Origin of the sequence: Actinoplanes sp. NPDC049599 (genome assembly GCF_044465625.1) — a bacterium.
In the GTDB taxonomy this organism is placed as follows: Bacteria; Actinomycetota; Actinomycetes; order Mycobacteriales; family Micromonosporaceae; genus Actinoplanes.
This window is the reverse complement of sequence record NZ_JBITLX010000018.1, coordinates 1-16,438: the sequence shown is the minus strand read 5'-3', so window position 1 is coordinate 16,438 and position 16,438 is coordinate 1. Positions and strand designations below refer to the sequence as shown.

Sequence of the window (16,438 nt, the reverse complement as noted above, 5' to 3'; positions counted from 1 at the left end):
CTCCGTTTCGGTGGAGTGGATGCGGTCGGACGGTTTGTCAGGGCACAAGTCCCGAGGCTGTGCGGGTGTGGTGCAGTGCGAATGCACACGCGTCGTCCAGCCGGTCGACGCTGCGCAGCGCGAACGTGTCCACCCGGGGGAGAGCCCGTCGCGCGATCTTGGTGAGGGTGCCGGCCGGAGTCAGTTCGAGCATGCCGGTCACGCCCAGCTCGTCCATCCGGCGCATGCAGAGGTCCCAGCGCACCGGCGCGCTGACCTGGTCGGCGATGAGCTGCAGCGCCTCCGGCCCGGTGCTGACGATGCGGCCGTCACGGTTGGACAGCAGAACGGTGCCGGGATCGCGGGTCTCCATGCCGTGCGCCAGGGCCCGAAGCCGATCACCGACGTGCGCGACGTGCGCGCTGTGGAAGCCGCCGGAGATCTCCAGGCGTACCACCCGCGTGTGCGGCGGTGGGGTGGCCAGCAGGCGCTCGATGCCGGGCCGGGCACCCGACGCCACGATCTGGCCCGGGCCGTTGTAGGTCACCGCCGACAGGCCGCACCGGTTGATGGCGGCCGCCACCTCGTCGGGGTCGCCGCCGACCACGGCGGCCATGCCGGAATCGATCCGGGCGGCGGTCTCCGCCATGCCGCGGGCTCGTTCGCGAGCGAGGATCATCGCCTGTTCCGGGCTGATCACCTCGGCTACCGCGGCTGCGGTGAGCTCGCCCGCACTGTGTCCAGCGATGAGCTCGGCGCGCAACGGACCCGCGGCGGCGTGACACAGGGTCCGCCACGCGGCGAGGCCGGCGGCCACCAGGAGGGGCTGTGCGATGGCGGTGTCTCTGATGGTGGCGGCATCGGCGGTGGTGCCGAACTGAGCCAGGTCGAGTCCGCAGACCGCGGAGTACCACCTCATCCGGTCGGCGAACGGCGCAACGGCCATCCATGTCGAGAGGAATCCGGGGACCTGGCTGCCTTGTCCTGGGGCAACGATGGCAAGCACCGATCGAGCATCGGTGGCGCCTGTCCGCTGTGACAAGGCGCGCGAGGGGTCAGCGGCGCGTCCCGCCGTCCCGCCGGCGGGACGCCGTCGTCCACCTTGACCCGTAGATCGGTGAAGGCCTAATCGCTGAGGGTGAACCGGACTTGCGACATTTCGCCATCTGTGTAGGGTATACGTATACATATTAGTAGAGGGCGAGCCGCGCTCGTCCCTTCCCGGCACCGACCAAAGGAGGGCGCCATGCCCGGGTCGCCCATGTCGCCCGCCATCGAGACCGCTGACCTGCGGATGTCCTTCGGGGACCACACCGTCCTCGACGGCGTCGACATCACCGTGCCCACCGGCACCGTCTTCGCCCTGCTCGGTCCCAACGGGGCGGGCAAGACGACCACCGTCAACATCCTGTCCACCCTGCTCACCCCCGGCTCCGGGCAGGTGCGCGTGGCCGGCCACGACGTGCTGCGCGAGCCCGACAAGGTGCGCGCCGCCATCGGCGTCACCGGGCAGTTCTCCGCCGTCGACCAGCTCATGACCGGCGAGGAGAACCTCATGCTGATGGCCGACCTGCAACACCAGCCTCGCCGGGACGGCCGCGCGCGTACGGCCGAGCTGCTCGACCGTTTCGACCTCACCGACGCGGCCAAGAAGCCTGCCTCGACCTACTCCGGTGGCATGCGGCGCCGGCTCGACCTGGCGATGACCCTGGTCGGCCGGCCCAGCATCATCTTCCTGGACGAGCCCACCACCGGACTCGACCCGCGCGGCCGGCGCACCATGTGGGACATCGTTCGCAGCCTGCTGGCCGACGGCGTCACCATCATGCTGACCACCCAATATCTCGAAGAGGCGGATCAACTCGCCGATCGCGTGGCAGTCCTCGACGACGGGCGGATCGTGGCCGAGGGCACCCCGGAGGAACTCAAGCGGTTGGTGCCCGGTGGCCACATCCAACTCGAACTGCCCGACGTGGCGGCGCTCGATGCCGCCGCCGCGACGCTGCCGGGCGCGATCCGCAACGACGCCGATCTGACGCTGAGCGTTCCCAGCAACGGTGACATCGCCGCTCTGCGTGAGGTGCTCAACCGTCTGGAGCAGGCGCGGATCCCGGCACAGCGGCTGTCGCTGACCACCCCCGACCTCGACGACGTGTTCCTCGCCCTGACCGGTCCCGAGGCCCGCAAGGAGGCCACCCGATGAGCTCGATGACCTATGCGGTGGCCGACTCCACCACGATGCTGCGCCGCAATCTGCTGCACATGCGGCGTAACCCGAGCATGACGATGCTGATCATCGGCACCCCCATCGTGATCCTGCTGCTGTTCGTCTACGTCTTCGGCGGCACCCTGGGTGCCGGCCTCGGCGGTGGTGGCGGCCGCGGCGAATACCTCTCCTACATCGCGCCCGCCATCGTCCTGATGTCGGGCGCCGCCACCGCGCAGGCGATCTCCATCTCGGTCGCCATGGACATGACCGAGGGCATCATCGCCCGGTTCCGCACGATGTCGATCAGCCGTGCCTCCGTGCTGGCCGGACACGTCTACGGCGGGGTGATCCAGGCGATCCTCGCGATGGCGGCCGTGCTCGCCGTCGCAGTGCTCATCGGCTTCCGGCCGCAGGCCACCTTCTTGAACTGGCTGGCCCTTCTCGGCCTGCTGGTGCTCGTCTCGCTGGCCCTGGCCTGGCTCGCGGTCGCGTTCGGACTGGTCACCAAGACAGTCGAGACGGCGAGCAACCTGCCGATGTTCCTCATGCTGCTCCCGGTGCTCAGCAGCGGCTTCGTCCCCGTCGAATCGCTGCCGGTGGGCATCCGCTGGTTCGCCGAGTACCAACCGTTCACCCCGATCATCAACTCCGTCCGTGACCTGCTCGCCGGCACCCCCGACAGCACGGACGTCTGGCTGGCGATCGGCTGGTCGGTCGGCATAGCGGTAGTCGGCTATGTCTGGTCCCGATCGCTCTACCGGCGCAAGTCCGTGCGCTGACCCCGCCACTGACCTGACACCCCACGAAGAAGGAATGAACACCATGACATCGCAGCCGGTGGTCGAGATGCGTTCCGTCACCAAGACGTTCGGCTCGGTCAAGGCCCTCGACCAGCTGGACCTCACCGTCCGACCCGGCGAGGTGGCCGGATTCCTCGGCCCCAACGGAGCCGGCAAGTCCACCACGGTCCGGGTGCTCCTCGGCCTGCTGCGCGCCGACAGCGGCCAGGCCCGCGTGCTGGGCGGCGATCCGTGGATCGACGCCGTCGACCTGCACCGCCGGATCGCCTACATGCCCGGCGAGGTCACCCTCTGGCCCGGCCTGACCGGGGGCGAGGCCATCGACCTGCTCGCCCGGCTGCGCGGTCGCGCCGACCAGGCGGCCAAGCGAAGAATGCTCGAGCTCTTCGAGCTCGATCCCACCAAGAAGACGCGCACCTACTCCAAGGGAAACCGGCAGAAGGTCGCGCTGGTCGCGGCGCTCTCGTCGAACGCCGAGCTGCTCATCCTCGACGAGCCGACCTCGGGCCTCGACCCGCTCATGGAGGCCGTCTTCACCCGATGCATCGAGGAGGTCAAACACCAGGGCCGGTCGGTGCTGCTGTCCAGCCACATCCTCGCCGAGGTCGAGAAGCTGTGCGACACCGTCACGATCATCCGGCGCGGCCAAGTCGTACAGTCCGGCACTCTCGCCGATCTGCGCCACCTGACCCGCTCGACGATCGTCGCCACCACCCAGCGCGACGCCAGGGCGCTCAGCGGTGAGCCCGGGGTCCACGATTTGACCCTCGATGGCGACCAGCTGCACTTCACGGTGGACAACACGAGCCTGCCCGAGGTGCTGAGCAGGCTCGCCGGGTACGGCGTCGTCTCGCTGGTCAGCAACCCTCCCTCACTGGAGGAGCTGTTCCTGCGCGAATACGGCGACCAGCGCGAGAACGTGCCGGCGGCTGCCCGATGAGCCGGACCTTCGCGGCCACCGGTGTGCTGACCCGGTTCGCGCTGCGCCGCGACCGCACCCGCCTGCTGCTCTGCGTCGTCGCCCTCGCCGGGGTGACCGCGCTGGCGCTGCCCACCTTCGCCGAGACCTACACCAACGACGCCCAGCGGCAGCAGCGAGCCGACCTCATGCGAACCCCGGTAGGGGTCTTCTTCGGCGGCCCCGGCTACGGGCTGCGCGATTACACCATCGGACCGATGGTGGTCAACGAGATCCTCCCCGCGCTGCTGCTCGTGCTGGCTGTGGTCAACGTTCTCATGATCCTGCGGCACACCCGCACCGAGGAGCAGACCGGTCGGGCCGAGCTCGTGCGAGCCAACGCGGTCGGCCGGCGCGCCCCGATCACCGCGGCGATGCTCACCTGCCTGATCGCCGACGCGCTCACCGGCGCCGCGGTCGCCCTGGTGCTCGTCCTGCGCGGCCTGGCCGCCGTCGACTCGATCGCCGTCGGCGTCGGCATCACCCTGACGGCCATGGTGTTCGCCGCTATCGCGGCAGTCTTCGCTCAGATCACCGAGAACGCGCGGACCGCCACCGGGCTCACCGTGCTCGTCATCGCGGCGCTCTACCTGACCCGGGTCAGCGGCGACGTCGCCGCGGCCGGTGGGACCCCGCCGTCCTGGGTGTCACCCACGACCTGGTTCTTCCAGACCCGACCCTTCGTCGACCTGAGGTGGTGGCCATTGCTCATCCCGCTGGTCACCGTCGCGGTGCTCGTGCCCCTGGCCTACGCCCTGGCCGCCCGCCGCGACGTCGGCGCAGGACTGGTGGCGCCCCGGCGCGGGCCGGCCGACGCCAGAACGAGCCTGCGCAGCCCGCTGGCGCTCACCCTGCGGATGCAACGCGGCCTGATCATCGCCTGGACCCTGGCGGCCGTGCTCCTCGGGCTGTTCTACGGCTCGCTCGGCGGCCAGGTGGAACGCATGGTGCGGGAGAACCCCGACACCGTCAAGGCCATCGGCAACGACCAGCTCAACGTGGTCGATGGCTTCCTGGCCACCATGCTGGTCTACGTGTCGATCCTGGCTTCGGTCCTCGCCATCAGCTCGGTGTCGAGAATGCGCAGCGAGGAGAGATCCGGCCGGGGAGAGCTCGTGCTCGCCACCGCGGTCAGCAGGCTCCGCTGGATGGGCGCGGCCTTCGGCGTCGCCGCGGTGTCGGCCTCGATTGCCCAGGTCGCCGGCGGCATGGCGCTGGCCCTGACCAGCTCGTCGGCGCTGGGCGACCCGTCCCTGGCCGGTCAGCTGACGGCTGCGACCTTCAACTATCTGCCGATTCCGCTGCTGTTCGCGGCCCTGTCCGCGTTGCTGTTCGGCCTGTCGGCCGCGGCAGCGCGGGCGGCGTGGATCGCCTTCGCCGGCGGGTTGTTCATCACGCTGTTCAGCGGCTTCGCCGAGTTGCCGGCCTGGGTCAGCAAACTGTCGCTGTTCAACCTGCCCGCCCTGGTGCCGCTCAAGCCTGTCGAGCCGGTTGTGCTCACCGGCATGGTGCTCGCCGCGCTGGTCGCAACGGGACTGGGTCTGGCGCTGTTCCGGCGGCGTGACCTGAGCTCCACCGGCTGATCCGGTCGCCGAAACGCTCATGGCCCGGTGCACCCCCGTCACCGGGCCGTGAGTACGTCCTGGACCGGCCGGTCCGTCCCGCCGGCGGGACATGGTGACCGCGCGCGGGCTCGGACATTCACCCGCGTCGGGCCCCTGTGTTTGGGTGACCAGGTCGCCGGAGCGGACGTTCCAGCGTTCGACCGGTACCGGACATCCCGGAAGGTGAGTGCCTTGTCTGCAGCGATGGCCACCTCGATGCAGGTGGGACTCTGGCTCGCCCAGAAGCTGGCGCCCGAGGTGCGGAACAACATCGCGGGCTGGTGGGCCGTCGACGGCCGGCTCGATGCCGAGGTGCTGACGTCCGCGCTCGAGCACGTCCTCGCGCACAGCAGTGGGCTTCTGATCAATTTCCGGGAGGCCGAGGACGGCCTGGCCGTGCTGGACCGTCAGCCGGGCGACATCGCGCTGGAGCTGAGGGACGTCGGTGGAGCCGCCGATGCCGAGGCCGCCGCGAACGAGGTCGTCGCCGATATCGTCGGGCGTCCCTTCGACCTCGAGCACGATGCCCTGTTCCGGTTCGGCCTGATCAGCATAGGCCCGGGCCGTTCGTTGTTCGTGGTCTGCGTCCACCACATCGTCATCGACGGGGTCGGCCTCATCACGTTGGCCCGCACCGTCGCCGAGACCTGTACGGCCCTCGCCGCGGGGGAGAGCCCGCAACCGTGGCCGGACGCCGGCGCCGACCTCGTCGCCCGGCACGACAAGAAATATCGGGCCTCGCAGCGGTTCGTGAAGGATGCCCGGTTCTGGCAGGAGTATCTCGAGCACGCTCCCGACGTGACCCGCCTGCCCGCCGGGCTCGGCACCACCGCTGACCGTTCCGCCCGGCCCGACGAGCCCGCCGGATGGTCGCAGGTCGCGGAGGCGGTCGGAGTGCACCACGTCGGCGCCCGGGTGCCGGCGGCCGAGGCACATCGCTGGCAGGCCGCGGCCGAGCAGCTCGGCGTCCCGGTCACCACCGCACTGACCGCCGCCACCGCCGTTTTCCTGCGTCACCTCGGCAGCGGCTCCGAGTTCATGTTCTCCGTCGTGGTCAACAACCGGGTCGGTACGGCCCGGCGGGTCTCGGGCCTGGCCGCCAACTTCGTGCCGATGCGGCTGGCCACCACCGACGACATGACGTTCGCGGCCCTGGCAGAGGCCGTCACCACGGAGAAGTACAAGATCTTCCGGCACGCCCAGCACCAGATCTCCGACATCCGGCGCAGCATGGGCCTGCCGGACCTGATGCGCAGCCCCGTCGGAGTCATCGTCAACTTCATCCCCGACGTGGGCGAGCTGCGCTTCGGTGAGGCGTCCGCCTGGGTCGCCGGCGGGTGCTTCCCGACGCTGGACGAGTTGATGATCACCGTGCTGACCACCGGGCGTGACGGCGACCTCAACATCCGCATCGATGCGCCGCGGCACGCGTACAGCATGGCCGAGTTGCGCTTCTTCTCGGAGCGGCTGCTCTCCTACATCCGTGCGCTGCTGCGTGACCCGCAGAGCCGGATCGGCGCGGTTGATGTCCTGACCGAGCAGCAACGCCGCACGGTGCTCGACGAACCCAACCAGACGGCGGCGCCGGTTCCCCGAACGGGCCTGTTCGCCTTGTTCGGGCGGCGGGCGTTGGCCGTTCCCGAGGCGCCCGCCGTGACTGCCGGGGACCGCACCGTCTCGTACCGCGAGCTGCATCGGCGGGCCGAAACGCTGGCCGGTCGGCTGGCAGCCCACGGCGTCCGGCCCGGCGACACCGTGGCGTTGCTGCTTGCCCGCTCCATCGAGCTGGTCACCGCGATTCTCGCCGTGGTCCGGGCGGGCGCGGTCTACCAGCCGGTGGACCCGCGCTACCCGCGCGACCGGGTCGCCCTCATGCTCGCCGGCACCCGACCCGCCCTGGTGCTCACCGACGCCGGCGCCGAGGCAGCACTCCCCGCCGCGACCGACGCCGCCGTGCTCAGGTTCGATGCTCTCGCCGACGAGGCCGCCACCGGTGTCACCTGTCCACCGTCGTCGCTCGGCCACCCCGATGATGTGGCCTACGTGATGTACACCTCGGGTTCGCAAGGCCTCCCCAAAGGCATCGAAGTCACCCACCGCAACGTGGCCACCCTGGCACTGGCCCGCGACTACCGCACCGGCGCCCACGACCGCGTGCTGCTGCACTCTCCGCACACCTTCGACGCCTCCACCTACGAGCTGTGGACGCCGCTGCTCAACGGCGGCCGCGTCGTCGTGGCCCCCGAGGCGGAACTCGACCCCGACCGGCTCCACGACCTGATCACCGTGCACGACCTCACCGCGATCTGGCTCACGGCCGGCCTGTTCGCCGTCATCGCCGATGAGCGCCCCGGCTGCCTTGCCGGGCTCCAAGAAGTGTGGGCCGGCGGAGACGTGGTGCCCGCGACAGCGGTCGAGAGGGTGCGTCAGGCGTGCCCCGGCATCACCGTGGTGAACGGTTACGGCCCGACGGAGACGACGGTCTTCGCCACCCGGCACCGGGTCGAGCCGGACGGCCGGCTCGGCCTGACCGTCCCCATCGGGCGACCGATGGACAACATGCGCGCGTACGTGCTCGGTCCCGGCCTGGCTCCGGTCGCGCCCGGGGCGCCGGGTGAGCTCTACCTCGCCGGTGAGGGCCTCGCCCGTGGTTACCTGCACGCGCCCGCGCTCACCGCCGAACGCTTCGTCGCGAGCCCGTTCGGCGCCGGGGGCGAACGCATGTATCGCACCGGCGACCTGGCCCGGTGGAACGCCGACAGCGACCTTGAATACCTCGGCCGCGCCGACACGCAGGTCAAGGTGCGTGGCTTCCGTATCGAGCCCGCCGAGATCGAGATCGTGCTGACCGCCCATCCGCGGGTGTCGCAGGCCGTCGTCGTCGCACGTCGCGGGACCGGGACAGCCCGGCTGGCCGCGTACGTGGTTCCGGCCGGCGCCGACGACGACCTCTGGCCGACCCCCGGTGAACTGCGCGGCTACCTGGCCGCCCGGCTGCCCGAGTTCATGGTGCCCGCGGCGCTGACCGTGCTGGCCCGGCTGCCGCTGATGGCCAACGGCAAGGTGGACCGTGCGGCCCTTCCCGAGCCCGAGATCGCCGAGGTCGTCTACCGGCCGCCGTCAACCGCCACGGAGACCGTGCTGGCGGAGGTGTTCGCCGACGTCCTGGGCCTCGACCGGATCGGCGCCGATGACGACTTCTTCACCGTCGGTGGCGACAGTATCCGTTCGATCCAGGTGGTGGCCCGCGCCCGGGCGCGAGGCGTCGAGGTCGGTGCCCGCGACATCTTCCAGCACCGTACGGTCGCCGCACTGGCCGTCGTGGCGGGCACCGCCACCGGCACCGCCGGGCCCGCCGCAGAGCTGGCCGGGGGAGGGCTGGGTCACGCTCCGCTGCTGCCGGCCGCCCACTGGCTGACCGACGCCGGCGGCCCGATCTCCAGGTTCGCGATGTCGATGCTGGTGGGGCTGCCGCCGAACGTGGACGAGGCAGGTCTGATCGCCACCATCGCCGCGGTGCTGGAATGCCACGACGGGCTGCGCTCGCGACTGCTGCCCGGCGCCGACGCGATGGAGGTGGTCGAGCCCGGCACGGTCTCGGCGGCCTCACTCCTGCGCCGGGTGCCGGACACGGACAGGGCCGGCGACCGGGACGACGGGAGGCAGGTGCCGCTCGAGATGCGGGCGGCCGCCGCGCGGCTTGACCCGGTCGGCGGGGTGATGGCGCAGTTCGTGTGGTTCGACACCGGGGAGAGCACCCGGCCGGGACGCCTGGCCGTGGTCCTGCATCATCTGGTGGTCGATGGGGTCTCGTGGCGGATTCTGCTGTCCGACCTGGCGACCGCCTGGGAGCAGATCTCGCAGGGCCAGGTCGCTGCGCTGCCCGCCGTGGGCACCTCGGTCCGTCGCTGGGCTTTCGGCCTGCAGCAGGAAGCCACCCATCCCGCGCGGGTGGCGGAGTTCGCCTTCTGGCGTGCCGCGCAGAACGCCGAGGATCCGGTTCTCGGCGCGCGGCGCTTCGATCCGGCCGTCGACACGATGGGCACCATGGTGCCGGCGCCGGTACGGGTGCCGGCCGACGTGACCGCCACCGTGATCGGCGCAGTCACCGAACGCTTCCGCTGCGGTGTCGACGAGGTGCTGCTGACAGCGTTGGTGCTGGCCCTGGCGCGGTGGAGCGCGGATCTGGGACGTCCCGCGCCGTCCCTGATCCGGCTCGAAGGACATGGGCGGCAGGAGGAACTGCTGCCCGGCGCCGACCTGTCCCGGACGGTGGGCTGGTTCACCAGCATGTTCCCGGTGCGGCTCGACGTGCAGGGCGTGGATCTGGCCGACGCCTTCGCCGGCGGGGCGTCGGCCGGGCGGGCGCTCAAGCGCGTCAAGCAACACGTGCGCTCGATCCCGGACAAGGGCATCGGGTACGGATTGCTGCGTTACCTGAACGACCGCACCGGGCCGGAACTGGCGGCCGGCGCCGTACCCCAGATCGGCTTCAACTATCTGGGCTGGTTCGCCTCATCAGGCGGCTCACGACCGGGAACGGACGGCTGGTCCCCGCAGCGCGGCATCACCGATTTGCTGACCCCACCGGACAAGGCCATGCCGGCCCCGGCCGCCCTGGACATCAACGTCATGGTCACCGGCGACGAGAGCGGCCCGCAGATCAACGGCCTTTTCTCGTACGCCTCCGGTGTGCTGTCCGCCGACCGGGCACACGACCTGATCGCCCTGTGGCAGTCAGCGCTGCGAGCCCTGGCCAAGCATGCGCAGCAACCTGGAACCGGCGGCCTGACCCCGTCCGACGCCCCGCTGGTGACGGTGACCCAGCGAGACCTGGAGAACTGGGAATCGCGGTACGGCCGGATCAGCGCGGTGTGGCCGGTGACCGCTACCCAGTCCGGGCTGCTGTTCCATTCGATGCTTGCGGACAGCTCCTTCGACGCCTACCAGATGCAGCTGACGTTCCACCTGCGCGGCCACCTCGACCCGCAACGATTGCGCGCCGCCGGCCAGGCGTTGCTGAGCCGTCATCCGAACCTCCGGGCCGTCTTCGTGTCGCGCGGCGACGCCGACCTGGTTCAGGTGGTGCCCACCGATGTCCGTCTACCCTGGCAGCACCTCGACCTGACCGGGTTGACCGGCGCCGACCGGGCTGCGGCCGTTGATGCCTTCCGGGCCGCCGACAGTGCCGACCGTTTTGACCTGACCGCACCGCCGCTGCTGCGCCTGGCCCTGATCACCCTCGACCGCGAGCACGCCGATCTCGTGCTCACCGCGCACCACGCCCTCTTCGACGGCTGGTCGCTCCCCATCCTGCTCCGTGACCTGCTGGACCTGTACCACCACAACGGCAACGCCGGTGCCCTCGCCGTCGCCGCCCCGTACCAGCGCTATCTCACCTGGCTGAAGGCTCAGAACACCGACGACGCCGTACGCCGCTGGGCGGCCGAACTGGCCGGACTGAAACAACCCACCCTCGTGTACCCCGGCGGTCTGCCTCCGGCCGGTGCGGCCGAACTGGAGCGCGCCGAGGTCCCCTTGCCCACGGGAGCGGAACAACGGCTGCGGCAGCGCGCGGCTGCGCTGGGCATCACGATGAACACCGTGGTGCAAGGCGCCTGGGCCCTGGTGCTCGCCGCTCTCACCGGCGCCGGCGACGTGACCTTCGGGACCACCGTGTCCGGCCGTCCCGCCACCCTCCCCGGCTCCGGCGACATGGCGGGGCTGTTCATCAGCACGATGCCGGTCCGGGCTCGGCTCGAGCCGGGCGACAGCACGGCTGATGTGCTGCGACGACTGCAACATCGGCAGGCCGCCCTGCTCGACCACCACCACTGCGGACTCGCGGACATCCAGCACGCCGCCGGGCTCGGAACGCTCTTCGACAGCCTGGTCGTCTACGAGTCCTATCCCGTCGATCCGGCCGCCATCACCGCCGCTGCCGCCACCGAGGGACTCGCCCTCGCCGGTCACGAGCCGTTCCTCGATTCGCACTACCCGGTGACGATCGTCGCGCAGGCCGTACCCCGGCTTTTGATCATCATCGGTGTCCGGGGCGGTCCGGCCGGGCCCGTCCACGCGGCGGTCCTCGCCAAGGCTCTGGCCCGGCTGCTGCACCGGATCGCGGACGACCCGGCCGTGACCCTGGACCAACTGGCCGATCAGGAACTCGCGGACCTTCCCCTGCTCGGCACCTACGCACCGCGCAGCGCCGAGCCCGGCCGCACGCCCTACCGCGCCCCCCGCGACGAACACGAGAGGGCACTGTGCCGGATGTTCGCCGAGGTGCTCGGCGTCGAACGGGTCGGCATCGACGACAGCTTCTTCGATCTCGGCGGCAATTCGCTGTTCGCGATCCGGCTCGTCGCCAAGATCCGCGGCGAGCTCGGCATCGAGCTGCCGATCCGCCGGCTGTTCGAGGCCGGAACCATCGCCGGGTTGTCCCGCGAACGGGCGGACCGCACCCCGACCCGCCGGCCCGCACTGCGCAGGCTCACCCGCGACGGCACGGTGGACACGACGACCATCGGCGGCCCGAACGCCGGTTGAGAGGAACACTTCGTGTACGACATCATCGTGGTGGGCGCCCGCTGCGCCGGATCCCCGACGGCCATGCTGCTGGCCCGCGCCGGCTATCGAGTGCTCATTCTCGAAAAGGCCCGCTTCCCGCAGGACACCCTGTCCTCGCACTACATCCACCAGCCGGGCGTGGCGCTGATGAGCCGCTGGGGTGTGCTCGACGCAGTCGTGGACACCGGCTGCCCCCCGTTGACGCACGTCAGCTACGAAGCTCCCGGCATCCGGCTGGCGGGTTGCTCCCCACCAGCCGACGGGCACCGGGCGGGATACGCGCCGCGCCGCTATCGGCTCGATCCGGTGCTGGCCGCGGCCGCCGTCGACGCCGGCGCCGAGCTGCGTGAGGGCGTCACGGTCACCGGCCTGCTCCGGGAGGGCGACCGGGTCACCGGCGTGCGCTACCGCACCGGCGCCGGCCCGGAACACACCGAGCAGGCGACCCTCGTGGTCGGGGCCGACGGGATGCGGTCGCTTGTGGCCCGCCTCGCCGATGCCCGCACCGTCATCGAGGACCCGAACCTCACATGCACCTACTACAGCTACTGGGAGGGCCTCCCGGCCGGCTTCGAACTGTACGAACGTCCCGGCCGCTGGATCGGCGTCATCCCCACCAACGACGCACTCACCCTGGTGATGGCCTACTTCCCGCAGAACGAGTTTCCCCGGATGCGTACGGCAGCCGCCGCGTCCTTTCAGGAGGCCGTCCGCACCACCGCTCCGCACCTGCACCAGCGGATGGCTGCCGCACGGCAGGTTGAACGGCTCTACGGCACCGGCGACCAGCGCAACTTCTTCCGCCAGGCGACCGGTCCCGGGTGGGTCCTGGTCGGCGATGCACTGCACCACAAGGACTCCATCACCGCCCGGGGCATCACCGACGCCTTCCTGCAGGCGCAGTCGCTGGCCGACCGGATCGGACCACGGCTGCACGATCAGAAGGCACTCACGGCGGCGTTACGCCGCTACGGCCGCGATGTCGATGACTACTTCTTCGACTACTACCGCAGCACCCTCACCGTTGCTGAGCTGCGCCTGCCCGAGAACCGCACCGCTCTGCTGCGGGCGATCTCCACCGACCAGACCCTGACCGACCGCTACTTCGGCACCCTTTCGGGCGCCTGCACGCTGGAGGAGTTCTACAACAAAGAGCTTCTCGACCTGGTCGCCGCCGACCGATAACAGGCCCGCGGCGCCACCGGTGTCAAGACCCGCAAACTTAGCCGGCGCCCCGATGATGTCCCGCCGGCGGGACCGCCCGCACGATCCTGGAGTCCGGCCTCACCGGCTGCTTACGATCCGGGCGCAGGACTGATTCCGGCAGCCTCCGAGCGCCGTGGACCCGATCCGCGACCTCCACCCCGACGTCCGAACAAGGCGTGCGCGGTCCCCTCGTGAACGACCTCCCGCACCATGACCATGGAAAGAGCCGCCGCCCATGATTCCGTTGTCGTTCGCGCAGCGCAGGCTCTGGTTCCTGCACGAGCTCGAAGGCCCGTCGGCCACCTACCACGTGCCCTTCGTCCTGCAGCTGGACGGCACCGTCGACCCGGCCGCCGTGGCGCTGGCCCTGCGCGACGTCATCGGACGTCACGAAACCCTGCGGACCGTCATCGTCCAGGACGACGACGGCATCGCCCACCAGCTTGTGCTCCCCCTGACCGACGTCTCCTTCGACATCACCACCCGCGACGTCGAACCGGCAGGTGTGCCGGCCGCCATCACGGCCGCCGTGACCGAGCCGTTCGATCTGGCCCACGACATTCCCCTGCACGGTGTGCTGCTGCGCCAGGACGAACGCCACCACCATCTTGTGCTCACCGTCCATCACATCGCCTGCGACGGCGAATCGGCCGGTCCCTTCGCCACCGACTTCGTCCAGGCCTACACCGCCCGGCGCGACGGGCTCACCCCGCAGTGGGACGACCTGCCGGTCCAGTACGCCGACTACACCCTCTGGCAACGGGACATGCTCGCCGATGACAGTCCCGGCAGCATCGCCAGCGCCCAGACCGACTACTGGCGCCGCAAGCTCGCCGGCCTTCCCCAGCCGATCACCCTGCCTGCCGACCGACCGCGGCCGGCCGAGGCGAGCCATCGGGGTGGTCTCGTCGAGTTCCGTCTCGATGCCGATCTGGTTGATGCCTTGGAGGGGGTTGCCTCGCAGCGGGGTGCCACGGTGTCGATGGTGGTGCAGGCGGCGTTGGCGGTGTTGTTGTCGGGGTTGGGTGCGGGTGAGGACGTGGCGATCGGGGGTCCGATCGCGGGTCGTACGGATGAGGCGTTGGCGGGGTTGGTGGGGTTTTTCGTTAATACGTGGGTGTTGCGGGTGGATTTGTCGGGGGGTCCGTCGTTCGGTGATGTGGTGGGTCGGGTGCGTGGTGATGCGTTGGCTGCGTATGACCGGCAGGATGTGCCGTTCGAGCGGTTGGTGGAGGTGTTGAATCCGGATCGGTCGACGGCGTATCACCCGTTGTTCCAGGTCATGTGCGCCTGGCAGATCCCGTGGCCGGTGCTCGACCTGCCCGGCCTCCGGGTCGCCTTCCGGCCCGTGTTCACCGGCACCGCCAAGTTCGACCTGTTCTTCAACATGATCTCCCGCCACGACGGCGGCGCGGACGGTCGCCTCGAATACGCCACCGACCTCTACGAGCACGAAACCGCCGAGGCCATCGCCGAGCGCTTCGTCCGCGTCCTGCGCCGGGTGGCCGGCGACCCGGACCTGCACGTGGCGTCGATCGACCTGCTGAGCCCGGACGAACACCGTCGGATGCGCCAGGCGCCCACCCTCACCGCGGTCCCCTCCGACGGGCTGACCGTCGACCGGCTCGTCGCCCGGCAGGCCGCCGCCACCCCGGACGCGCTCGCCGTCATCGGCGGGGACACCCGGCTCACCTATCGGGAACTCGACCAGCGCGCGAGCCGGCTCGCCGCGTCGCTGCGAGCGCACGGCGCCCACCCCGAAACCCTTGTCGCGGTGGCCCTGCCGCGCTCGGCCGATCTTGCCGTCGCCCTGCTCGGCGTCCTCGCCTCGGGCGCCGGGTTTCTGCCCATCGACCCGGCCCACCCGGCGGAGCGCATCAACGCGGTCCTGGCCGACGCCCGCCCCGTGCTCCTGCTCACCGAGCACGGCATCCGCGCCGGCCTTCCCCCGGCCGGCACGCCGACGCTGCTGCTGTCCGACACCGAGCTCAGCACGCCGACAGACTCACATCCGGCTCGGCCCGGCAACGTGGCGTACGTGATGTACACGTCCGGTTCGACCGGAACGCCGAAGGGTGTGCAGATCACCCACGCCGGGCTCGTCAACGGTGTGCTGCAGCTGGCACCGGTGGCCGGCATCACCGAAGGCGCGCGGGTCCTCGGGTCGACGTCGGTGTCGTTCGACGTGTCGGTTTTTGAGTTCTTCACGACGCTGATCTCCGGTGGCGTGGTCGAGGTCGTGCCCGACGTTCTGCAGGTGGTAGAGCGTGGTGGCTGGTCGGGTGAGGTGATCTCGACGGTGCCGTCGGCGTTCGCGGCGGTGCTGTCCGAGGTCGGCGCGAAGCTGGATGTGGGCACGGTGGTGTTCGCGGGCGAGAGTCTGAGCTCCGATGTGGTCGGCAGGCTGCGCCGGGTGATACCCGAGGTACGAGTCGTCAATGCATACGGGCAGACGGAAAGCTTCTATGCCTCCGCGTTCGAAGTGCCGGTGGCCTGGACGGGCGCCGGCGCGGTGCCGGTGGGCCGGCCGTTGGGCGGCATGCGGGCCTATGTGCTGGGTGCGGGCCTGCAGCTGGTGCCGGCCGGTGTGGTCGGTGAGTTGTATGTCGGTGGTCTGGTGGGCCGTGGTTATGCGGGGCTGGCCGGCCTGACCGCTTCCCGGTTCGTCGCGGACCCGTTCCAGCCGGGCGGGCGGATGTATCGCACCGGTGATCTGGTGCGGTGGAACCGCGAGGGGCAGCTGGAGTTCGTCGGCCGGGCCGACGCCCAGGTCAAGATCCGTGGAATCAGGGTGGAGCCGGCGGAGATCGAGGCGGTTCTGGCCACGCATCCCGCCGTCGATCAGACCGTGGTGACAGCCCGCGGCGGCAGAGCGGGCGGCACGCGGCTCGTCGCCTATGTGACCACAGTGGAGCCGTCGGTCCTTGCCGACGGGGAGCACCTCGAGGTGGGACTGCACGGCGGTCTGTCCAATGCCGACCTCCGCGAGTTTGCCGCCGAGCGCCTGCCGGATTATTTGGTGCCGTCGGTGTTTGTGGTGTTGGAGCGGTTGCCGTTGTTGGGTAACGGGAAGGTGGATCGGTTGGCGTTGCCGGAGCCGGAGTTTTCGGGG

8 protein-coding genes are annotated in these 16,438 nt (G+C 70.4%); 7 read left to right on the top strand and 1 reads right to left on the bottom strand.

The genetic code is table 11. The annotated features are described in order from the left end of the window. Positions 1–37: 37 nt before the first annotated feature. Positions 38–985, bottom strand: coding sequence for an ACP S-malonyltransferase (locus tag ACIBQZ_RS27505; protein WP_396091680.1), 948 nt, complete (start codon positions 983–985; stop codon positions 38–40). Between the two features lie 240 nt (positions 986–1,225). Here ACIBQZ_RS27505 and ACIBQZ_RS27500 point away from each other — a divergent pair, with 240 nt between their 5' ends. From ACIBQZ_RS27500 to ACIBQZ_RS27470, 7 genes are all read left to right on the top strand, one after another. Further along, positions 1,226–2,182 (top strand): ATP-binding cassette domain-containing protein, encoded by a 957-nt coding sequence (locus ACIBQZ_RS27500; protein WP_396091679.1) that lies wholly within the window; start codon positions 1,226–1,228, stop codon positions 2,180–2,182. Then, on the top strand, positions 2,179–2,967 hold the full coding sequence (locus ACIBQZ_RS27495; protein ID WP_396091678.1) for an ABC transporter permease: 789 nt from the start codon (positions 2,179–2,181) through the stop codon (positions 2,965–2,967). Before ACIBQZ_RS27500 ends, ACIBQZ_RS27495 begins: the two co-directional genes overlap by 4 nt. Positions 2,968–3,010: 43 nt before the next feature. Next, a complete protein-coding gene (locus ACIBQZ_RS27490) occupies positions 3,011–3,928 on the top strand; it encodes an ATP-binding cassette domain-containing protein (protein ID WP_396091677.1) in 918 nt (305 codons plus the stop codon). Continuing rightward, positions 3,925–5,529 (top strand): ABC transporter permease, encoded by a 1,605-nt coding sequence (locus tag ACIBQZ_RS27485; RefSeq protein WP_396091676.1) that lies wholly within the window; start codon positions 3,925–3,927, stop codon positions 5,527–5,529. The genes ACIBQZ_RS27490 and ACIBQZ_RS27485 overlap by 4 nt, the downstream gene beginning before the upstream one ends. A 213-nt stretch (positions 5,530–5,742) precedes the next feature. Next, positions 5,743–12,099: an amino acid adenylation domain-containing protein gene (locus tag ACIBQZ_RS27480; RefSeq protein WP_396091675.1), complete on the top strand. Its 6,357-nt coding sequence runs from the start codon at positions 5,743–5,745 to the stop codon at positions 12,097–12,099. 12 nt (positions 12,100–12,111) lie between these two features. Continuing rightward, on the top strand, positions 12,112–13,305 hold the full coding sequence (locus tag ACIBQZ_RS27475; RefSeq protein ID WP_396091674.1) for an FAD-dependent oxidoreductase: 1,194 nt from the start codon (positions 12,112–12,114) through the stop codon (positions 13,303–13,305). Positions 13,306–13,561: 256 nt separating this feature from the next. Further along, positions 13,562–16,438, top strand: a 2,877-nt coding sequence (locus ACIBQZ_RS27470) for an amino acid adenylation domain-containing protein (RefSeq protein WP_396091673.1), incomplete at its 3' end; no start/stop codon positions are given.